Genomic DNA, 18,505 nt, shown 5'->3' on the forward strand with positions numbered 1-18,505 from the left:
TATCCCCCCTTTCTGCTGCCGGTCCTGGGCAGACAAAAAGAAAGCTGCAATACAGATTCCTTTTTGTCCGGCCACGGCCACAACGCAAAAGACAACTCCGGATGCAGACTTCTGAACAAAAAAGACCCCCTCTGTTAGCGAATCTGCTTCCAGAGGGAGTCCCTCGAATAAAATATTTCTCTACTACAATTTTCTTATCCTAAATGCTTATCTGTATCTCTTGCCCCATATATAAAGCGGCATCCTCATTTTTCAAAACATTTGTAATATAGTTTGCCGTACTAAATAAATCCTGTTCAAAAAGAGGCAAATATCTGAGCCGATAGGTTTTATTTTCCATGTACCGCACTTCTTATATTACCAAATACGGTCTCATGGGAAAGTCTTTCATCTGTCATGGCGGCCTGCCCGTCTGCTTCATCAAGTTTCATCTCAATATTATCTGTCAGTCTGGCATATTCTTCCAAACTCAAAACCACCATAGCACCATAACCGTTTTTTGTCAGATAGACAGGCTTTCCCTCATTTACAATTGCTTCAATCTCTGGGAATTTATTTCTGAGGTCGGAAACAGGACGAATTTGTATCATACTCATACGCTCCTTTCATATGATTTATTCTATCATAATTTTATCAGAATATTATCTTAAAAGTAATATTTCCTTTTAAAGCCGACCAACATTAAGCAGCCTCCTGCATCCGTTCCACAGTATCCCTCAGAATCCAGTCATCAATTCCTTTATACTCTCCGTTCCACATGCCATCATGACCCGCATCCCATGTCATACGGCGGCACTGCAGGTTCAGTTCCCTGCAAATTTCATACAGCTTCAGGCAGCCTTTGCGTATGTAATCACGTTTCTGCCTTTTTTTCGGGCACTCAAAACCTGAATAGGCATCTTTCCTCCACTCGCATTCCCTGCAGGCTCCATCATAATCCCCTTCACAGTCCAGGCGCAGCATCTTATCCATATCGTAGCATTCCAAAACTGTTTGAAGCCCCTGGGGTTTCAGTTCACACAGCATCTGATATAAGCCCCTGTAATTGGAGACTCCCGGATTTCCGATATACGCCAGGCCGGTGCACTGGTAGGCAATCTCTGCTTTTAGGATTCCTTCTGTAACACGGATCACGCTTCCAGTCATTTTTCCAGAAAGGCCGGCAGGGCTTTTACTGGATGTCCCGCCCTCAAGTCCGCTGCTGGTAAACCAGATATATTTCCGTTTTTTATATGGTCGATCCAGCCGGATCTGAAAACCGGCAATTTTTCCATCCGCCGCCCGCACCGGGCACAGGTATCCTTCATTTGACGGGTAAAACGCTGCTTCCCAGTCACCACTGCGGTTCATAAAAAAGCCCGGTACCCCTTTGAGGCAAAATCCCCGGGAAAGCAGCTTTCTTGCAATCCGCAGCGAATCGGAAGTTTCCGTGCTTCGGTAGCCTGACTGTTCCATACTGGCAATCTCTCCCTCAGACAGCCCCCGTCTTCTCAGATCCGCCTTATGGCGCTCCTTCAGTTTCAACATGGAAAGCATCTCACGGTAGACCGCATCCAGATGGGCAGTGTCTACTCTTAAACTCTCATCCACCTTTTCTTTCTTTTGCACCCGCTCCACACGCTTTTGACGGTAGAGCCTCATCCTCCGGTCTCCTGTATCAAGCTTTTCCTTTACCTGCCAGTAAGCTTCCTTATACCGGTCTGCCCCATAAAGCCCGGTAAGTTCCGCATACAGAGTGAGCATATTTCCTGCCGCGCCGCCCTCCAGCCTTCTTACAGAAAGGAGATCTGCCACATCCGCTATCGTAAAAGGTACTTCGTATCCCATGCCTGAACCTTCCTTTCTAAAATATTGATGGCACAGCCCTATGTGGGGCCATGCCATATCCTTTTACGCTGCTTTTGGCAGATAGGCATCTGCGTCTACCAGAATCCTTGCTGCTTCCTTCATCTCCTTATTCGCTCCCATATACCGCGCCGCGATCCATTTCAGGCTTTCCCATCCTTTCGGCGTCTCCAGCATCTCTCCTAATGTATGCCCTTTGAACAAACCGAAATTGCAGACAACCGCTTTGGCTTTTTCCACCTTATCATCCGGTGATTGATCGCTGTCCGCTTCTATTTCCTCCTCTTCATCGGTAAACGGGATCTCATCCTCATCTTTCACGCTGCGGAAACCATCCCCGGCATCTTCATCCGCTTTGTTCTCCTCTTCCGGTTCATCCTCATCTGAAAAAACGATATCCTCTTCCTTTGGTTCATCTATGCTCCGGGATGCTTCCTCCGGTTCAGATACGTCCTCCTTTCGGTCCTTCTCATGGGCACTATCTGCTGCTTGTCCGTATGAAAAAGAACGCACCGTCTGCTCCGTGAATTTATCTTCATCCTGATTTTCCTTTTTTTCACTGCTTGGAATTTTTTCCGGATTTTTTCCGGAATCTGCTGCCGCGTCTTTGCTTTCCCTCATCTGCTGGATCTTGGGATTCCGGTTTCCTCCATCAGTTACATTTCCTGCTTTAGGAGAAACGCTGTTTCCACTGCGGAGGGCTTTACTTACCGTACGCCTGCCGTCTGTATATTCCGGTGTTTCCCCAAGTCCTTCGCTTAAACTTCCCTGGGGTACAAATCCAGTCCTTTCTTTTTCTCTCCCTTCTTCCACATTCGGCCTTTTATTCTCATCCCCCATTGAGCAGATAATATTTCAGGCCATACGTCATAGCCGTTCCTTTCGCCTTGTCCGCCACATCATTCGTTCCGACCAGATGAACCATAGAGATACTCTTCTCATCCGGATGGTCTGCGTTCGTCCAGCAGATCTCCAGATCCGCCTCATACCTCCAGAGGTTTCCATCCTGGATCAGAAAAGCCGTATGACCGGATGCGTCCTTCTGTGTTGGTATCTCGCGCAGGATATCAAAATCCACGCCATACCGGTTCAGCGCCGGAGTCAAAAACTGGTTAATGTCATCCAGCTTCACAAAATCATAGTCCACCTCCTCACTGTATCTTTTCCGGATCAGCGCGGGGATTTTTTTCCTTATTTTTATCATCTTCTGGTTTAAGTTCAAATAACTGTATTTACCCATCTATTCGTTTCCTCCATTTCGTAAAATTCATGCGGATTTCTTTTCTGCGTCCTGTGTGTAAAAAGATCCGTTTCCGCTTTTTGCTCTGGCATATCCGGACTTTTCCATCTCCGTCATTTCCTCCCTCACGCATCCATAAAAAATCCGTTTCCTTGATATATCAGCCAGTGCCTTCAAAAGCCATATCTCCGTCACAAGTTCTACGGCGGCTGCTTCATCCTCCAAATACTGCAAAAATATCTCATCTGGCATTTCACGCTGTATCGCTGCAAATGAAAATCTTGGCAGATACAGGATATGCGTTGCACGCTTTCCCATCTGAAAATATCGCTTTGCCGTCATGCGGATCTGTTCCCGGTCTATGGCAGGTATCAGCTGCTCTCTTGTAAATCCTGATTTCAGCACAAGCTGATCCCATTCCTGTTTCATCCTTTCCCTTCCCCTTATTGTCACCTTTTCCTCCAACTCTTTTTGTATCTCGCTTTTATCCGGGAAATAGAATTCCTCCGGAATACCAACGGCCTGATAAAGAGCGGGGCAGGCTTCATAAAGTGTATAGTCCGTTTTCCGATAGATGCCGCATAACCTGCTGGCATGAAACCGTTCTGTTCTTTCCATTTGAAACGTGTCTTCCGTATAAATCAGCACACAGTTTCCAATCAATACTTTTATAAACAGACGGCCGGAAAATAATCTTATGCCAACCTCACCGTATTCCAGCCACTCAAACAAGTTTTTCGTTTCTTTTCCTGCAGTTACCCAGTCCGGCCATTGTTCTGTCATGTTCTATCCCCCTTCATGCGCTTAGATATAATGCAGGACATATTTGGGGAAAATCACGCCAGCAACTTCAAGAAATGGTGATTTTTCTTCTGCCTTGCGGAACCATTCCACAAAAAAGCGTGTCAGGTTCTGCTGGAGTGTCCGGTGCGTGCGCAGGGCGTAATCCACAAAACCGCCATATCCATTGCCACTATCCGCGGACAGATAGCTTGCCAAAAGCAGTGCCGTCTGCTCATCACTTCCGGAATCCACCTCCATCTCCATAACGCCGCGGTATGGAATTCTGTTAAGCCTGGGTTCCTGTTTTACATGCATACAAATATCATCGGCCAGAAGCTTTGATGCCTCATTCCTAAGATCATAACAGCTTACCTCTGACAGCCCTCTAAGCCATGCATACCCCAGATAAGTGCAGTTCTCGCGCACGATCCGCTCCTGCCTTGCCATGGTTTCCATAAAAGCGTCATGCCTTATCTGGAAATTATTGAGGTATTCATCTACCAGAAGCCTTGCAACGGCTTCCCCATCTGTAATTTTCGTCATATTCTTCCTCCTGATTGTAAAAAAAGACAGGTCTCCCTGCCCTCCTAACGATTCCCTAATATTTCACTTCTCCCGGAATATCATAATCATGCCAGCGTTTGGAAATACACTTTGCGATTTTTTCTTCCAGTTTCAGCAAGCTCCGCTCATCTTCTCCGCTCTGCCTTGCGATGGAAACCACCTCACAGATCCCGCAGTAAACCTCATAAGCGCTGCAGGGCTGATCGCCAGCTGCCGCTTTATAATTCTCAACGGTCTCCGCAATCAGTTTTTTTCCAAAACCTGCTTTATTCATGGCGCCTGCCATCGCATTTAACGGATAGTTGATATGAATGTTGCAAAGCCGCATGACATCACGCAGCACTTCTTTGTAATAATCAAAGATAGATTGTATATTCTCTTCAAAATCCTTGATTGTCTTACAGTCCTTGTGGCGTAATTTTAACGCTTCTCCCAGGATGACGATATGGTCCGCGCCTTTTAGTGAATAAAAGATATTTGCCCCGGACGCCCCCACATCGGAAGTCGTGATCCGCACGGCCGCACGCAATTTCTCATTGACCTGCTTTCCATACTGCTCCATCAGTTCCTGATAAGCTTTGGACATCCTCTCATCCTCTAGTTCCCATATAGCCACGGTTCTGTAATGATCCGCGTATCCCATCTGGAAAGCCGCTTTTTCATAATCGCCATTGATATATGCCGATGAGACCATGTATACTTCCGGCATCGAAAGGATTGCATAGTCTTTTTCATCCCCGGATAAGACAGCCCGAATTTTGCCTTCGCAAAAACGGATCAGTGCTTTTCCTTTGGACACCCTCAGGCATTTGTTCAGTATGTCCGCCAGCACATTCTTATCCACATCCGCCAATGCGTTGCCGTCAATCCTCGCGCGCCCTTTTAATGTTTTGATGGCCGTAGAACCTAGCTGGTATACACCCTCCGGTATCTTCAGCAAAAGCCCGGTATGCTCTTTCGTATCCTCTATCAGAGCTTCCATATCCGTATCGGCTACCGGGGTACACTCCTGTTCATTTTTTGCCACCGTAAGTACCTTCAGGCTTTTGCTCGGCACTCTCATCCATTCCCCGCGCCGCTCAACTTCATCCAGATATTTATGAAATTCCAGCTCATCGTGGAATTCCTTCTCAAAATCATCCTTGTAATACATATGCCCTCCTTTCCGTTCTTCAGAATGGCTGGCCTACCGTAACTCCAACACTTTGGATTTTACCGTCACTTACACAGAAACAGTATCCGTCCTTCGCCATCTCCAGCAGTTCCCCAATCTCCAGCATGTTTGCTTCTTCCCATTCTACCGTTATCATGTTTTTCCTCCTCTGTCTTTTTAATGTCTCCACGTTACAAACACTTTCTCAGCTTCCAATCTGTCCCGTTTTCTTCACTTTCGTTCCTCCTCTCTTTTTTGCGCACAAAAAAAGACACAAAAAGAATCTTTTCCTTTTTGCATCTTCCTATGCTTAGCGTCTTTCCTTGTTAATTTAGGGCTGCGCGCCCAAAAGTATTCTTCCGGAATGTCCGGAACAAAATTAAAATCCCAACCCTTTCAGGGGAGGCAAAGTTTTAATTCACTTTAAGACTACCACAAGATGATGTGGTTGTCAAATATAATATTTCTATATCTTGTGTTTTATATAGATATCATCACAAGATACAGGGCCAGGAATGGATAAGGATCGCTTCCCGGCCCTGACTTTTTACCGGATACAGCTATTCCTCTGCATCCTCCATTTTCCTCTCCTCTGTCGGTACGATATTGGTCGCCAGGCTGCGCCCATTCCCGTCATCCCCAATCTCAAAGGTTACCATCTGCCCGGCTGAGAGTTTTTTAAATCCCTCCTGCCGGATCTGGGAGAAATGCGCAAAATAATCGACTCCCTCAGTATCGGTAATAAAACCATATCCTTTGCGTGCGCTGAACCATTTGACTGTTCCGTTTACTGTTTTTGACATAATCATGATCTCCTCTCTATGCTTTTTTAATATATCCTTCCGGATTTCTTACCTTATTGCTTCATTTATCTTCGACTGTTACGCAGGGTGCCCGGATCCGTTTCATCCGAATCTCCTTTCATGAAACGTTTTTCGTTTTATTCAAAGCTGCAATACTTTTATACAGAATTTCTCTCTCTGCGTCTAAACAGCCATCTTTTTCCTTTTTCTACCAAATATCAGGATTCCTCCTGCCAGAAACGTTATAGCAACACCGATAAACCCATACTTCCAGCCTCCAAATCCGCCTGTCTGCGGAAGGCGGAACTGTGGTTCATTGGTAATCTCATACAGGCAGTCATAGAAGAACCACTTATTTGTATATCCAGCGTCTTCCTTTGCGCTTGTGAAATCCACGTTTCCGTATTTATTCGCTTCTTCTTTGGTCATGGTGATTGGCAGCTCAACGGTGATCTTATCTTTTAGCAATGTCTGGCCGGGTGCTGTTTTCACCTCCGTGATCTCATAAGTTCCCTGGGCAAGATTATCAAATGCAATCTCTCCGTTTTTATCCGTTGTCAGGATCTTTGTTTCCCCTTCCTTCAGCAGTCTGGTATATGCACTTGCCAGTTCCGTATCTGTCTCCGCTGCTTTCACAAATTTTAGTTCAAACTGGACTCCTGCCAGGGGCTTTGCCCCGGTTTTGTCATATTTCTTAAGACGGATTTTTCCCGGAACCAGGTCATTGTACAGCCTTTTCACCGTCACCATTTGTTTTTTTGTTGTAAATCCATGAACTGTATCATCGATCTGGTATTGCGCCGGTGCTTTCATCTCCTGCATGGTTACATAGCCGCCGATTGGAAGGATGATCTTTCCGGATGAAGGATCCGTATAAAAAGAATCACTTTTCATAGATGCGTCCCCATCATACAGATGCTGCTGATCCATATAAACCTTTCCCTGTTCATCGGATACCAGGTACCAGGTCTTTTTCAGTTGTCCCGCATTTGCAGAGGAATCATCGTAATAGCAGACCTTAAAGACAACTCCCTGTATAGGATTTCCATGCATGGAAAGTTTTTCTACCAGGGCATCAAGCTCCATAAAATCATACGGTTCGCTAAATCCCTCTGTAAAGGAAGCTGTTTTCAGTTTCAATGCATCATCCGGCATTGTGACGTTCACCGGTACAGGGCTGCCAGCAAGCTGATGTCCTTCCGGGGCAGTCAGCTCTTTGACATAATAAGCCGCGGATCCGGAGCCTGCCTTCAGATAGTAAAACGGGCATTTCCCGGAATCATCCGTCCGGAAGACGTTGTCCGCTACCTTTGCCGTCAGCTTTTCATCGGAATAAAGCTGCACAAGTTTTGTACACGCCTGGTCGGAAAATACAGCGAATGTGGCACCCGCAAGACTATATGATTTCAGCCCCAGTACCTCCGAACTTGCCTTTGATGCTTTTTCAACAGTCAGCTTCCAATAGCGCAGTTTGTCAACAGAAGTGGGAATATTCCCCTTTACGGCAAGTTTGCGTATCGTATATGCCCCGGCGGCATCTTTCTGCGCAACCAATTCAATGGTATACGTATTCGGGTCTACATCATAAATATCAGAAGGCGGCATAATCTCCTTCATACGCACAAAACCAAATGGCAGCATAGCTACTGTCTTGCTGGAATTTTCAATTATTGCGTCACTCTGATAGGTCTTTCCGTTATAAGTAAAGGATGATACATAATGCGCATGATCATAAGACAGGATTCCGTTTGCATCTGTTTTAAAATACCAGGTCCTTGTTGGAGAGAATGCGTCCGCACTTGTTTCAATACTGTACTCAACTTTATAAATCGCCCCCTCTACCGGTAATCCGGAATCATCTGTTTTCGTCAGGATCTTTCCATTAAAATACATCGGATAGTTATAGATCCAGTTGTTCGCTGCCATGGAGGCATAGTCCGCATTATTCACCTTTTCATGAAGTTTCACTACACCGCTGTCAGACTCCGAAATGACTACCGGTCCATAAATGTCTGTATTCTGGGTACACCCTGCAATACGTCTGGTTTCCACAACATAATAGGTTCCGGGATCCAGAATATCAGAATCTCCGTAAACGGTATCATCCTCTTTATCATTCAGGACAATCGTACCTTCCGGAGTCACCGTCGTATCGATCATTTTTGTAACCGGATTATAAGCGGATGCCGGATAAATCGCAAAGGTTGTCTTCAGATAACCATATTTGTTTGGGTTTATATCCATAAACTCAGGATATGCAAAACGTTTATAGACTCTTAATCTTGCCCCGTTCGTGAGGGATGTGTATGTCTTTGAACCATAAAAGTTCTGATAGTTTCCGTGACTGTCGCTGCCCGGATGCAGGCTGCAGGTAATCCTTAATCGGTAATCATCACCTTTTTTCTGGATGTAGCACTGAAACGTCGCGCCATAAGAACTATTGGGCCAGAGTCCGAGGTAATCATGGCCGCTGGAACAGCTGATATTGAAATTTGTCAGATCCTTGGAATCAATGTCATATCCCTTTTCTGTGATCCATGCGCCTATTGCGTCACGTTTCTCAGAAACCTGCGCGGTACCGGTATTGCAGCCTCCCACTCTTCCTGACACCCAGGAATTATTCGTGGTATTTGCGGAACCGGTTGTGACACGCCCGCTGATGTTTTTGCTTTCAACGGTCGTCCAGGTTGCTGCGATTTCCATATATTCGTCATCCTCTTCATCTACCTTCCCAAGAACGGTATCTTCCAGATGCTCCATATCTGTATCTGACAGCTGGTCCACCGCGAACTCTTCAATATTGAATTCCTCTCCGTCTGCCCAGCCTCCGCCTGTAAAGAACTTTGCGGACTGATATCCCGGACGGTACATGGATAAGATCACTGCTTCTGTCAATTCCTCCGGAACAGATACGGTCAGGTTCTTTGTACCATCCTCATTATCTGTCAGCTTGCAGATATCACCTGTTACCTGTTCAGAAGAGGATGAAAAATCCACTTCATAATCCGGATCAATGCAGGTGATGGTAAATATTTCATCAGGAGATTCCATCTTTACCAGATCCCCATAGCCGCTGTAATGGCTGTCCGTATCCTTCCGGAACATGAGCGTTGATTCTGAAGAAGTCAGATAAATACCTGGCTCAAGGCTTTCTCTTTCCACAACGTTTACTTTGTTGGCAACATACCAGGTATAATCCGGATAAAGGAAATATGACATTTCATAGGTAACGGTGTAAGTACCCGGCCTGGTGACATCAAAACCTCCGTCATCCGCAAGGTTGTTCACTTTAAAAGTCTCCGGATTGTAGTCGATCAGAAGGCCGTACACATCAAAATCTCCGTCATCCTTCAAAACTGTAAATTCCCTGCCATCCACAGTCGCTCCCATATACTCCGGAACAATGCCGCCATACCCTGCATTCCTTTCCTGGTTTACCACTGACGGCATCAGCTGCTCCAGCATGGAAGAACCCTCTGTTACAAGGCTCCTGTCCTCCGTATATTCAAAAGTCACAAACAGGTTCCACCTGTAATTCTCATCGTCTTTGAGGGAACAGGTATATTCTGCCTGGACCTTTTCCCCATTTTTTCCAGCATGCTCCGGAATCTCACTGACACAGGCTACAGATACATTTTCATCCTCATGGTATGGATTGTAAGCGGCAAAGCCATATCCGGTATCTCTGGTCCAGATTTTATGGGACTGGGAAATGGAGGAACCTTTTCCCGGGTACTTCCCATCTTCCTCCTCACCGGCCATGTCATTAAGTTCCTCTTTTGTGAAACTGTCATCCTCTGTTTCCGGGCTTTCGGTTTCTTCCTCATCCGGAGCCACAGCCACATAGTCTGTCGCATACACAATTCCTTCGTTTACCCTGACCGCGTCGACTCCTGCCTTGGAAACACAGCCGCTGAATTTTGCGGCAGCTTCCGACGTAGTGCCGGCAGTCACGTTGTAATCCACCGTTGTTCCATAGTTTGAAGAAGAAATACGGACACCATTCCCATTACAGGCACCGATGATATATGCTTCCTCTACGGAACTCGGCATATAATCCATGACATCAGCACCATTGTTTCCCGCAGCGCCAACTACAAGGATCCCCATCGAAGCTGCCTTCTGGATTTCGGCTTCCAGTACCGCATTCATCAGGTTCTTTTTCGATGACAGGGACAAGTTAATGATGGATGCGCCATGTTCCATAGCATACTCCATGCCTGCGACAATGGCGGATACAGTACCCCGTCCATTATTTCCCATTACTCTTACCGACAGGATCTTCGCATCCGGATTCTGTCCTGTGATCGCGGACACCATAGCGTTTCCATGTGAATGCCCTTCCAGGGCATCATCGATCAGGGATACCCTGGCAATCACATTTCCGGATGCGGAAGCGCCTGTATCCAGAAGTGCGATCACCCTTGTTTTTCCATCCGGCAGAAAAGAAGCGCCCTCCATATTGGAGAGCGCTGTTACCGGATTATTTTCCTTTTCCACAGAAATCTCTTCCGTTTCCTCGGCGGATGCGTCAGATGCAATCTCCATAAATACATCCGGCTCTACCGCGTCGGCAACACCTTTGTAATAGACGTATGCTGCCATACACCTTTCTACCGTCTCATATTCGATCAGATAAATGTCATCGTAACTGCCGATCACAGAATCAGATTCCAGTATCTTCTTTTCATCCTTTGCCATTACCAGAAGCCTTTTGGATGCAAAATCCTCTGCATTCAGATGTCCCGGAATGATTTCCGAAAAAGCATCTTTCTCCTGATCTTCCTGCTTCGTTTCATCTGGTTCTTTCTCAGAAGTGGCTGTTTCTTCTGCCGGTTCTGATTCCCGATTGGTTTCTGACTCCGTATCTGTTTCCCGAATCTCAGTTTCCTGCGATTCTGTTTCCTGCTGCTTAGGAACCGTTTCCTGCTCTTTTGCCTCTTCCTCTGGTTCCTTTGCTTTTTCCCTCCATGTGATGGCACATTTATCCAGCCGGATATCCGCACCTTCCGAAGAAATGTCCGCACTTACTACCACCGTTTCTGCCAGGTCATTGAGCACCGGAAACGAATCTGTGAAGGCATATCCTGCGGGAAGGTCCACTTCAAGATATCTTGCCATAAGCTGTTCTTCTTCCCTATCCTCCCGCAGATAGAATGCTCCATATGCCTCACTGCCGTTTTCCCCCGTCAGCAAAACCTGGAAACAGTTGTTATCTTCACAGGATGGAAACTCCACATCCCCGCATGCTTCTGTCAGCACTTCATCCGGTATCTTTTTCCCATCCGTTTCCTTGCCGCTGTAATCCCAGAAATAAAGTCGCAGTTCTGCGTCATCTTCCGTTGGATTTTCGGCAGATACTTTCAGCTTCTGCAAAAGACCTGCCTGCTCCGGATCCGGGCATTCTGCGGTGGGTTCAGAAGCTTCCAGTTCAAGTGTTACCTTTACCTCTTCCTCCACTTTGGTTTCCTCTTTTGGTTCTGCAAAACTCTCAGATTCTTTCTTCTCTGTCTGTTCCTCAGCTGCCTCTTCCTGTTTTATGGTTTCCTTTTTTTCATCAGGTTTTGTTTCAGGTGCCTGCGGTGTTTCTGCATTTACTGTTTCCGGCTGATCGGATTCCGTCAGATGCGGTCCATCTGCTGCTGTTTCCGTTTCAGCTTGCTCTGTCACTTTTTCCGGCGGCATGGCACTTTCTGCCGTTTCTGTATCTGTCTGGCTTTCCGATTCCGGCACTGCCATCCTGTATGCTTCCTCTGCTGTTTCCGTTTCAACTGCTTCTGTCTCCACAGCAGCCATCCCGCTTATTTCTGTTTCACTTCCATGTGCCATGACTGGCAGAGCTGGCGGTGATACTGCTGACAGCATCATAGAAGCCAGAAGTGTGACGGAAGTTATCTTGCTGACATTAAACCTCATTTGAATATTCCCCCTTTATTTTCGGCGTTTATGGATAAACCTGATTCCGGTAAGCAGGACGATTCCTGCTGCAAACAGTCCCAAACTAACCAGGACATCTCTTTTGTACTCCTGCATCCATTTTGACTCCACTGCTTTCGCCCTGAACAGTTCCTCATGATAAGAGTCCTCCATATCTGCGGTCCGCCGTCCCCTTACCAGAAGCCTGTGGGTATTTACTCCATAAGGCGTACAGGTTACTAAGGTGCAGTAATCTTCCCCCGGCGTAACGGCAAGCTCATCCAGTTCAAACGGCCGTACTGTTTTAATCTGGTCTACTTCATAGACCAGCTTTTCCCCATAGATACTCAGAATAAAAATATCTCCTTCTTTCAGTTCTACAAGGTCTGTAAATAATTTCGCGCTGCTAAGCCCTGTATGCCCTGTGATCACACTATGCGTACTGGGACCGCCTATGGGAAGGGATGTTCCCTGCAGATGTCCCGCTCCTGCCTCCAGCGTCTGCTCAGACGTTCCATGATATACCGGCAGGGACACTTCAATTGATGGAATCCTGATAAATCCCATCACGCCATCCTCCGTCATACACAGCAGGGAATCATAATTATCTGAAGAGCTATCGCCTGTTTCCGCGGCGAAGGGATCCTTAAGCTGGATATGTCCGCTTGCAATGATTTCATTGTATTGTCTGGCAAGGCTAAGCTGCGGCTGCCTTTTTGAATCATCGATTTCCTCCGCCATCTCCTCTACCGAATGAACCAGAGAATCCGTCCGGTGTTCAAACACATAGTTTGCGATGAATGGATACAGGATCAACGCAAAGGAGACCAGAAAAAGCAGGAGCACCAGCAGAAATTTTGCGATGCCCCGTTTTCTCATAAGGCTCATACCTCTTTCTTGGATTTTTTACCGAGCACAAGCACACCTGCAAATGCCACCGCACAGCCTGCAAGTGTAAAGAGGATGGTGCCGTATCCACCTGTCTGCGGCAGCTCAAAGGTGGATGTATTTACAACCGTCATATCTACACGCGCATTGGTTGAATTCACATTTTTCACTGCATCTACGCTCATGGCTGTATTTTTTCCATCCACAGTGGCGCTTGCCCGCTCTCCTGCAGCCTCAATCATCTTCTTATGCGCGTTTCCTGTAATGTCCTTGATATCATAGTGCGTGGTCTGTGAAGGTGTGAAATTATCTACCGTGCATTTAATATCAATCGTGATCGGCTCTTTCAAAAGTGAATATCCGGAAGACGTATGTGTTTCTGTCAGCACATAGGTATTCGCTTCCAGTCCATTGATGATCAGTTTTCCATTGCCATCCGGGCTGAATACCGTACCTTCCTCTTCTTTTACTCCTTTGGATGCGTCTGTTACATAGTACAGGCCTTCCTCTGCCTTCTTTGCGATGATATAGTGTCCGTCAGTTTCATTTTTCAGTACAAACTGAACCTTTGTGGGATCTCCCTTTGTTTTGGAATCCGTAAATTCTTTCTTGATATTCAGACCGAAGGTGTAAACACGGCAGCGATCCTCCAGCGTGTCAAGGTAATCCATGCTTGTCCGTTTCCAGGTAAGCGTTACGTCATTCGTATTGCCCGCGTCTCCTAGAACCGGTGTTGCATCAGAATTTACGGTTGCAGAATAAGAAACGACCAGCCAGCACTGGGAAAGTGACGGATCAATTTCTTTTAATCCTTCTTTTGTTGGAGAAACGGTCATCTGGTTATAATCGCTGTTGCTCCCCATGTAAGTTTCTTCAAAAGCAGTGCTTCCATGTGCCCATGATTTGATGGCATTTGCTGTGTTGTTTGCTCTTGCATCCGCCTCATTGTTATAGAAATAGATCGCTGCGTCTTTGTTATAAGTGAGGCCCTTATCAAGCTTATCCACAAAAGTATACTGTGTCAGGTAAGTGGATTCCGATGTGATCTTCGGCAGATGGCTGACAAAAATGTAATCCATCACATCCCCCTCGGAACCTGTTGCAATGTCCGCATATTCCGCCTTTCCATACAGTGCCGCATCGTCATGCTGTCTTACCAGCTTATCCAGATCCGGGATGTTCGTCTGATTCTTCGGGTACACATCCACATCATAAAACCAGTCATCCCCTTCATTATCTGTCATCGGCAGGGAAACAAAAAACGGATCCACAGTCGTATGTACATTTGCCGGAACCTTTGTTTCAACGAACATGTAAAGACCTACCGAAAGTCCGGTTGCGGAAGTTGTCCCATCCGCTTTGGTGAGCGGCATACGTGTGGAACCGCTCGCTGATACAATATAATTTTCCAGAATATTCTTCCCGGCCGTGTTATCGGTAAGGGTATCGGAAAGAGATTTATTCAGTTCATCCGATGTATGCTTATGATCCCCTCTGGAATCCGCCAGGTTCAGGGCTGCTTCCAGCGCCGAGGGAATATCATACAGAAGTTTTACGTTTCCGTTCACGCTCTCTGTATGGATATCACCAACTTTCACATAGGTGAATTCCACCCCTTCAATCACATAGTCCTTCAAAGTGGATTCTGCCCCGGCATCCTTTTTTCCGTTCGCGGTATACTGATAGATATCAATGCCGTCATTTGTAGCCGCTGTCATGTCATATTTATGGATTGTGACAGATGCGCTTCTTGACGTATCAATGATATCATTTGGTGCCGCCAGTACCGGCATCAAACAGGAAGCCGCACAGACAGCGGAAAGCATCATTGCGCTTAAATTCATAATAAATTTTCTCATAAGATGAAAGCTCCTTTCAGGATATTATTAATTTTATTTCTGGGAATACGGCTGTTACCTTCTTTTCTTAAAACGAAGCAGGCTGACAACAAGCGTGATCAGAATGCATGCTGCCGGGAGGAGCACCCGGATCAGGTCTTCCTTTCTGGAAACCTCTTCCGTAAAGCTCTCCTCAATGACAATCCCTTTTTCAGCCAGTTCTTTTTCAGCAAGCTCCTTCACTGCAGTTCCTTTCTGATATTGCGTATCCAATATCTGCTCATCTGTATCTTTGTTCTTTTCACGTTCGCAATAGATCACTAACCGGTACTTTGTCCCGGGTGACATGTACGGATAACAGGAAAACAATGTCACCATATCCTTCCCCTGCCGGATACGCAGGATGCCGCATTCTGTAGCAGGGATGATCTCTGTGCCGGTAACCTGGTAGGCAAGATCTTCCCAGAGATTATGAATATAGATTTTTGAACCGACTTTCAGCTGGTCAATATCCCGGAAATATGGACTTCCGCCCCATCCCCTGTGGGCAGCGATCACACAGTTTGTACTGTCTCCCCCAACCGGCATGCTTGTTTCTGTTAAAACAACTGCGCCATTGCTCATATTTGATTCCGTTGCCCCGATATAAAGCGGAAGCGACACGGAAATCTCAGGAATTTCAATATACCCCACCGCACTGGAGCCATGATTCAAAGCAGCTACATCCACCGGCGCCTGCCTGAAGTTCCAGGCGTCTGTGATGTCCTGTCCGTCCGTAATCAGACGGGCATTGTATTCCTGCAGTGCCGCAAAAAGTTCAGAAGAACCAGACTTAGATTCCGATTTACTGTCCTGCGTTGTTTTCTCTTTTGCTGTTTCTTTCTCCTCATCCGTACTTACTTTTCTTTCCGCCTCCTGATGTACGCTGTCAAACGTATCATCGTTTTGGAAGCCTTCTGTGATCCTGTTGATTTCTCTCCGGTTTTTCCACTCCCTGTAATTTGGATAAAGGAAAATGGAAATACCCATAACCAAAATCAGGATTCCAATGACCGTTTTTATTCTTTTCATCACATCTTTCCATCACCCCTCCCCTTACCGATCTCTTCCAGTCCATAGAAAGAACCGGTGCTCAATGCTGCGTCTACTGCTTTGATCCCAGACAGCACATCCTGCCTGCGTCTGAAATAAAACCGGTACCGGCTTCCCTGTTCCATATGGATATTTTTTTCCAGCAGCAAGTCTGTTTCCGCTCCATCCGCAAAACCGATCTTTATCTTTTGGAATTTTTTGAACGGGGATCTTGCAGTAATTTCCAAAACCATTCCCTCCACAACCTCATAGCCGCCCGTCCGGGCGGTATGCAGCAGCCAGAGCGCCTGAACAAATATCTCCACGCCTAATACCACAGACCAGAAGATAAAACCCGGACTTTCCATCTGTATCCCCATGAAGCTGCCAAGAAAAAGGATAGAAAAAGACAGGATACCCAGTTTCAGTATCCTGTCCGTAAAGATTCCCGGTATATTACAGCTGTCCCACTTCTTCTTTCGGATGCATGCCGGCAGCTGCGGCGCGTCATGCGCATCCTTCACTCGCATCAAAATACTCCTCCTTTCGAATGCTTTCAATCATCAGCTGCTTCCTTCCATAGAGAGCGATCACATCCGCAAGAAACTCCCGCTGTACACTTTGGGGAAATTTTGTATCACCGCCGTCTACAAGGACTGCCACCTGCTTTGCTTTATCCTCCAGTTCCTTTAAATGGCTTGCGATCCTTCCATCCGCTTCCAGTCGATGAAGCAGGCCCTCCTCTTTCTCGGTAAGCTGCGCCTTTCTAAATGCCCGCATGGAAAACCGCAGCCCTTTGCCCATCATAAGGCTGTTCAAAAAGAACCGCCACTGTTCTGCCCTGGTATATTTTGCGCGCACCATCGTAACCCGGCGCATCATTCCTTCCGCCGCGTCCTGTACAGTCTCACCTTCCCATGACGCGATAAGCCCTCTTACCTCCAGCCTGCGCAGGCAGTACCAAAATTCCCCCTCATCCGCCTTTTTCTGCGCTTCCTCCTCACCAAACGCAATACGCAACAGGCCTTTCAGCCGTCCATAAATATCTTTTTCCTCACAGAAAGCCCACAGCAGGGCGCTCCAGATCTGAATTTCCATCCCCGTCAGGATTTTTTCTTCTGCCGCGCTTCTGACAGAAAATCTTCCATCCGCACGGTCATTTTTGACTCCGATTGCTGTATACCACTTCATAAGCTTTTCCTCCTAAAACAATTTCATGACCTCTATGATTTTAGGGATAACGTAACCTAAAGCCATGCCGGACGCCACACAGATGCCGGCATGCGCTTTTCTCATATTCCAGACATTCTGATGCCTTGTACCGATGATACGAACCCTGCCTGGCACCATCCATCTCAGCTTTCGGTAAAATTCTATGAATTTCTTATGGTCGAATCCAAAAGAACGGACACAGAATATCCGGCGCCGCTGTTCCTCCTCATCCAGCAGAATAAAACTCTCCTGCCCCTCTTCTATTTCCCGAAGCACCACATAAAATTCCGGTATGCCGCGCCTGCTGCCTTCCACGATCTTGTCGATCTCATCATAGAAAATGCGGCAGGACTCATAATGCCCGTTCTTTTCCGGCTGGCGGACCGCCAGACTATCCGCCTCCAGCTCCATATAGCAGCTTTCCGCTTCCATAATCCGTCTGCCGGATTTCAGTACCTGCCGGATAAACAGTACGATCGCCGCTGCGAGTACGCCACACAGGTACGCCAGATCCCAGCACCGTTTCTGGTAGACCAGCAGATACGCGCAGATCCCCTCCGCAATACTGCATAGCGCCACTGCAATATAATACTGTTCGCGACGGTCCATCAGTCTGTAAACGTCATCTTTCGTTGCCTTTAGCCGCAATGCATTCCTTCCTTTCTACGCTGTAATCTGTGTCCTGGTTCCAATGCCTTTTCCTCCTTTCTCCAGTTCCTGATGCATTTCCATAAACTCCGTACATTCCCGGATCGTCTCACCGCAGAGGTAATCCGAGAACATGCCAATGTGCATGTCCCGTTCCCGCACATTCAGCCGGTTCTGCAGCCAGATATAGGCTCCATGCCTCGTCATATATCCCTGTTTCCATATGGCATCCAGCGCCCTGTGCGCTTTGATCCGCTTATTGCGCAGCGCCGCGTCAGCCAGGGTGCCTTTGGGACGCATGCTTTTCCGGTGCGCTCCCACATAGGCATCGCAGTGCCCGGGATATCCGCTGCATACATATAAATATCCTTCCGGGTCCAGATTGTCATCCCCATATACATAAGCAGTCGGGCGCAAATTTGCAGTGCGTCCGCAATAGGGACAGACGATCGGCTTCAAGTGGCTCTTTTTCTTTTTTGACATCCCATCATCCCTTCCTTTCCATTGGTCTGCGTGTGTATCCTGAATTTTAAACAATCTGATT

General features: G+C 46.8%; 17 protein-coding genes. All 17 read right to left on the minus strand.

Annotated features, from left to right (window positions below; all coding sequences use genetic code 11):
* Window positions 1-329: 329 nt before the first annotated feature.
* The 17 genes from ACESZH_RS04990 to ACESZH_RS05070 all read right to left on the minus strand — a co-directional run bounded on the left by ACESZH_RS04990 (window position 330) and on the right by ACESZH_RS05070 (window position 18,444).
* Entirely contained in the window at window positions 330-590 is a 261-nt protein-coding gene (locus ACESZH_RS04990; RefSeq protein WP_373213646.1) for a type II toxin-antitoxin system Phd/YefM family antitoxin, read from the minus strand.
* Window positions 591-681: 91 nt separating this feature from the next.
* A complete protein-coding gene (locus ACESZH_RS04995; RefSeq protein WP_373213643.1) occupies window positions 682-1,827 on the minus strand; it encodes a hypothetical protein in 1,146 nt (381 codons plus the stop codon).
* A 63-nt stretch (window positions 1,828-1,890) separates the two neighbouring features.
* Entirely contained in the window at window positions 1,891-2,658 is a 768-nt protein-coding gene (locus ACESZH_RS05000; protein ID WP_373213640.1) for a hypothetical protein, read from the minus strand.
* A 16-nt stretch (window positions 2,659-2,674) separates the two neighbouring features.
* Window positions 2,675-3,085 carry an ERF family protein gene (locus ACESZH_RS05005; RefSeq protein WP_373213637.1) on the minus strand — a complete coding sequence of 137 codons (411 nt, stop codon included), beginning with the start codon at window positions 3,083-3,085 and terminating at the stop codon, window positions 2,675-2,677.
* Window positions 3,086-3,112: 27 nt separating this feature from the next.
* Window positions 3,113-3,868 (minus strand): hypothetical protein, encoded by a 756-nt coding sequence (locus tag ACESZH_RS05010; RefSeq protein ID WP_373213634.1) that lies wholly within the window; start codon window positions 3,866-3,868, stop codon window positions 3,113-3,115.
* A gap of 21 nt (window positions 3,869-3,889) precedes the next feature.
* Window positions 3,890-4,411, minus strand: a complete 522-nt coding sequence (locus ACESZH_RS05015) for a hypothetical protein (protein ID WP_373213631.1) — start codon at window positions 4,409-4,411, stop codon at window positions 3,890-3,892.
* Between the two features lie 55 nt (window positions 4,412-4,466).
* Window positions 4,467-5,585 (minus strand): hypothetical protein, encoded by a 1,119-nt coding sequence (locus tag ACESZH_RS05020; RefSeq protein ID WP_373213629.1) that lies wholly within the window; start codon window positions 5,583-5,585, stop codon window positions 4,467-4,469.
* Between the two features lie 19 nt (window positions 5,586-5,604).
* The gene (locus tag ACESZH_RS05025; protein ID WP_373213627.1) at window positions 5,605-5,742 is read right to left on the minus strand and encodes a hypothetical protein; all 138 of its coding nucleotides are present in this window, start codon (window positions 5,740-5,742) and stop codon (window positions 5,605-5,607) included.
* A 403-nt stretch (window positions 5,743-6,145) separates the two neighbouring features.
* Window positions 6,146-6,388: a cold shock domain-containing protein gene (locus tag ACESZH_RS05030; RefSeq protein ID WP_373213624.1), complete on the minus strand. Its 243-nt coding sequence runs from the start codon at window positions 6,386-6,388 to the stop codon at window positions 6,146-6,148.
* Window positions 6,389-6,571: 183 nt separating this feature from the next.
* Entirely contained in the window at window positions 6,572-12,304 is a 5,733-nt protein-coding gene (locus ACESZH_RS05035) for a SpaA isopeptide-forming pilin-related protein (RefSeq protein ID WP_373213621.1), read from the minus strand.
* 15 nt (window positions 12,305-12,319) lie between these two features.
* On the minus strand, window positions 12,320-13,183 hold the full coding sequence (locus ACESZH_RS05040; protein WP_373213618.1) for a class C sortase: 864 nt from the start codon (window positions 13,181-13,183) through the stop codon (window positions 12,320-12,322).
* Between the two features lie 5 nt (window positions 13,184-13,188).
* Window positions 13,189-15,051, minus strand: a complete 1,863-nt coding sequence (locus tag ACESZH_RS05045) for a SpaH/EbpB family LPXTG-anchored major pilin (RefSeq protein WP_373219863.1) — start codon at window positions 15,049-15,051, stop codon at window positions 13,189-13,191.
* A gap of 54 nt (window positions 15,052-15,105) precedes the next feature.
* The gene (locus ACESZH_RS05050) at window positions 15,106-16,101 is read right to left on the minus strand and encodes a class C sortase (RefSeq protein ID WP_373213614.1); all 996 of its coding nucleotides are present in this window, start codon (window positions 16,099-16,101) and stop codon (window positions 15,106-15,108) included.
* On the minus strand, window positions 16,101-16,634 hold the full coding sequence (locus ACESZH_RS05055) for a hypothetical protein (RefSeq protein WP_373213611.1): 534 nt from the start codon (window positions 16,632-16,634) through the stop codon (window positions 16,101-16,103). Before ACESZH_RS05055 ends, ACESZH_RS05050 begins: the two co-directional genes overlap by 1 nt.
* Window positions 16,609-17,292: a hypothetical protein gene (locus ACESZH_RS05060; RefSeq protein WP_373213609.1), complete on the minus strand. Its 684-nt coding sequence runs from the start codon at window positions 17,290-17,292 to the stop codon at window positions 16,609-16,611. Before ACESZH_RS05060 ends, ACESZH_RS05055 begins: the two co-directional genes overlap by 26 nt.
* A gap of 12 nt (window positions 17,293-17,304) precedes the next feature.
* Window positions 17,305-17,961, minus strand: a complete 657-nt coding sequence (locus tag ACESZH_RS05065; protein WP_373213607.1) for a hypothetical protein — start codon at window positions 17,959-17,961, stop codon at window positions 17,305-17,307.
* Window positions 17,962-17,976: 15 nt separating this feature from the next.
* Window positions 17,977-18,444 carry a zinc-finger-containing protein gene (locus tag ACESZH_RS05070; protein ID WP_373213604.1) on the minus strand — a complete coding sequence of 156 codons (468 nt, stop codon included), beginning with the start codon at window positions 18,442-18,444 and terminating at the stop codon, window positions 17,977-17,979.
* Window positions 18,445-18,505 lie beyond the last annotated feature (61 nt).

It is taken from the genome of Ruminococcus sp. 5_1_39BFAA, assembly GCF_964240875.1.
Lineage (GTDB): Bacteria > Bacillota > Clostridia > Lachnospirales > Lachnospiraceae > Blautia_A.

Coding starts and splice junctions, on each gene's coding strand:
- ACESZH_RS04990 (WP_373213646.1), bottom strand. CDS start 590: ATGATACAAATTCGTCCTGTTTCCGACCTCAGAAATAAATTCCCAGAG.
- ACESZH_RS04995 (WP_373213643.1), bottom strand. CDS start 1,827: ATGGGATACGAAGTACCTTTTACGATAGCGGATGTGGCAGATCTCCTT.
- ACESZH_RS05005 (WP_373213637.1), bottom strand. CDS start 3,085: ATGGGTAAATACAGTTATTTGAACTTAAACCAGAAGATGATAAAAATA.
- ACESZH_RS05010 (WP_373213634.1), bottom strand. CDS start 3,868: ATGACAGAACAATGGCCGGACTGGGTAACTGCAGGAAAAGAAACGAAA.
- ACESZH_RS05015 (WP_373213631.1), bottom strand. CDS start 4,411: ATGACGAAAATTACAGATGGGGAAGCCGTTGCAAGGCTTCTGGTAGAT.
- ACESZH_RS05020 (WP_373213629.1), bottom strand. CDS start 5,585: ATGTATTACAAGGATGATTTTGAGAAGGAATTCCACGATGAGCTGGAA.
- ACESZH_RS05025 (WP_373213627.1), bottom strand. CDS start 5,742: ATGATAACGGTAGAATGGGAAGAAGCAAACATGCTGGAGATTGGGGAA.
- ACESZH_RS05030 (WP_373213624.1), bottom strand. CDS start 6,388: ATGTCAAAAACAGTAAACGGAACAGTCAAATGGTTCAGCGCACGCAAA.
- ACESZH_RS05035 (WP_373213621.1), bottom strand. CDS start 12,304: ATGAGGTTTAATGTCAGCAAGATAACTTCCGTCACACTTCTGGCTTCT.
- ACESZH_RS05040 (WP_373213618.1), bottom strand. CDS start 13,183: ATGAGAAAACGGGGCATCGCAAAATTTCTGCTGGTGCTCCTGCTTTTT.
- ACESZH_RS05045 (WP_373219863.1), bottom strand. CDS start 15,051: ATGAGAAAATTTATTATGAATTTAAGCGCAATGATGCTTTCCGCTGTC.
- ACESZH_RS05050 (WP_373213614.1), bottom strand. CDS start 16,101: ATGAAAAGAATAAAAACGGTCATTGGAATCCTGATTTTGGTTATGGGT.
- ACESZH_RS05060 (WP_373213609.1), bottom strand. CDS start 17,292: ATGAAGTGGTATACAGCAATCGGAGTCAAAAATGACCGTGCGGATGGA.
- ACESZH_RS05070 (WP_373213604.1), bottom strand. CDS start 18,444: ATGTCAAAAAAGAAAAAGAGCCACTTGAAGCCGATCGTCTGTCCCTAT.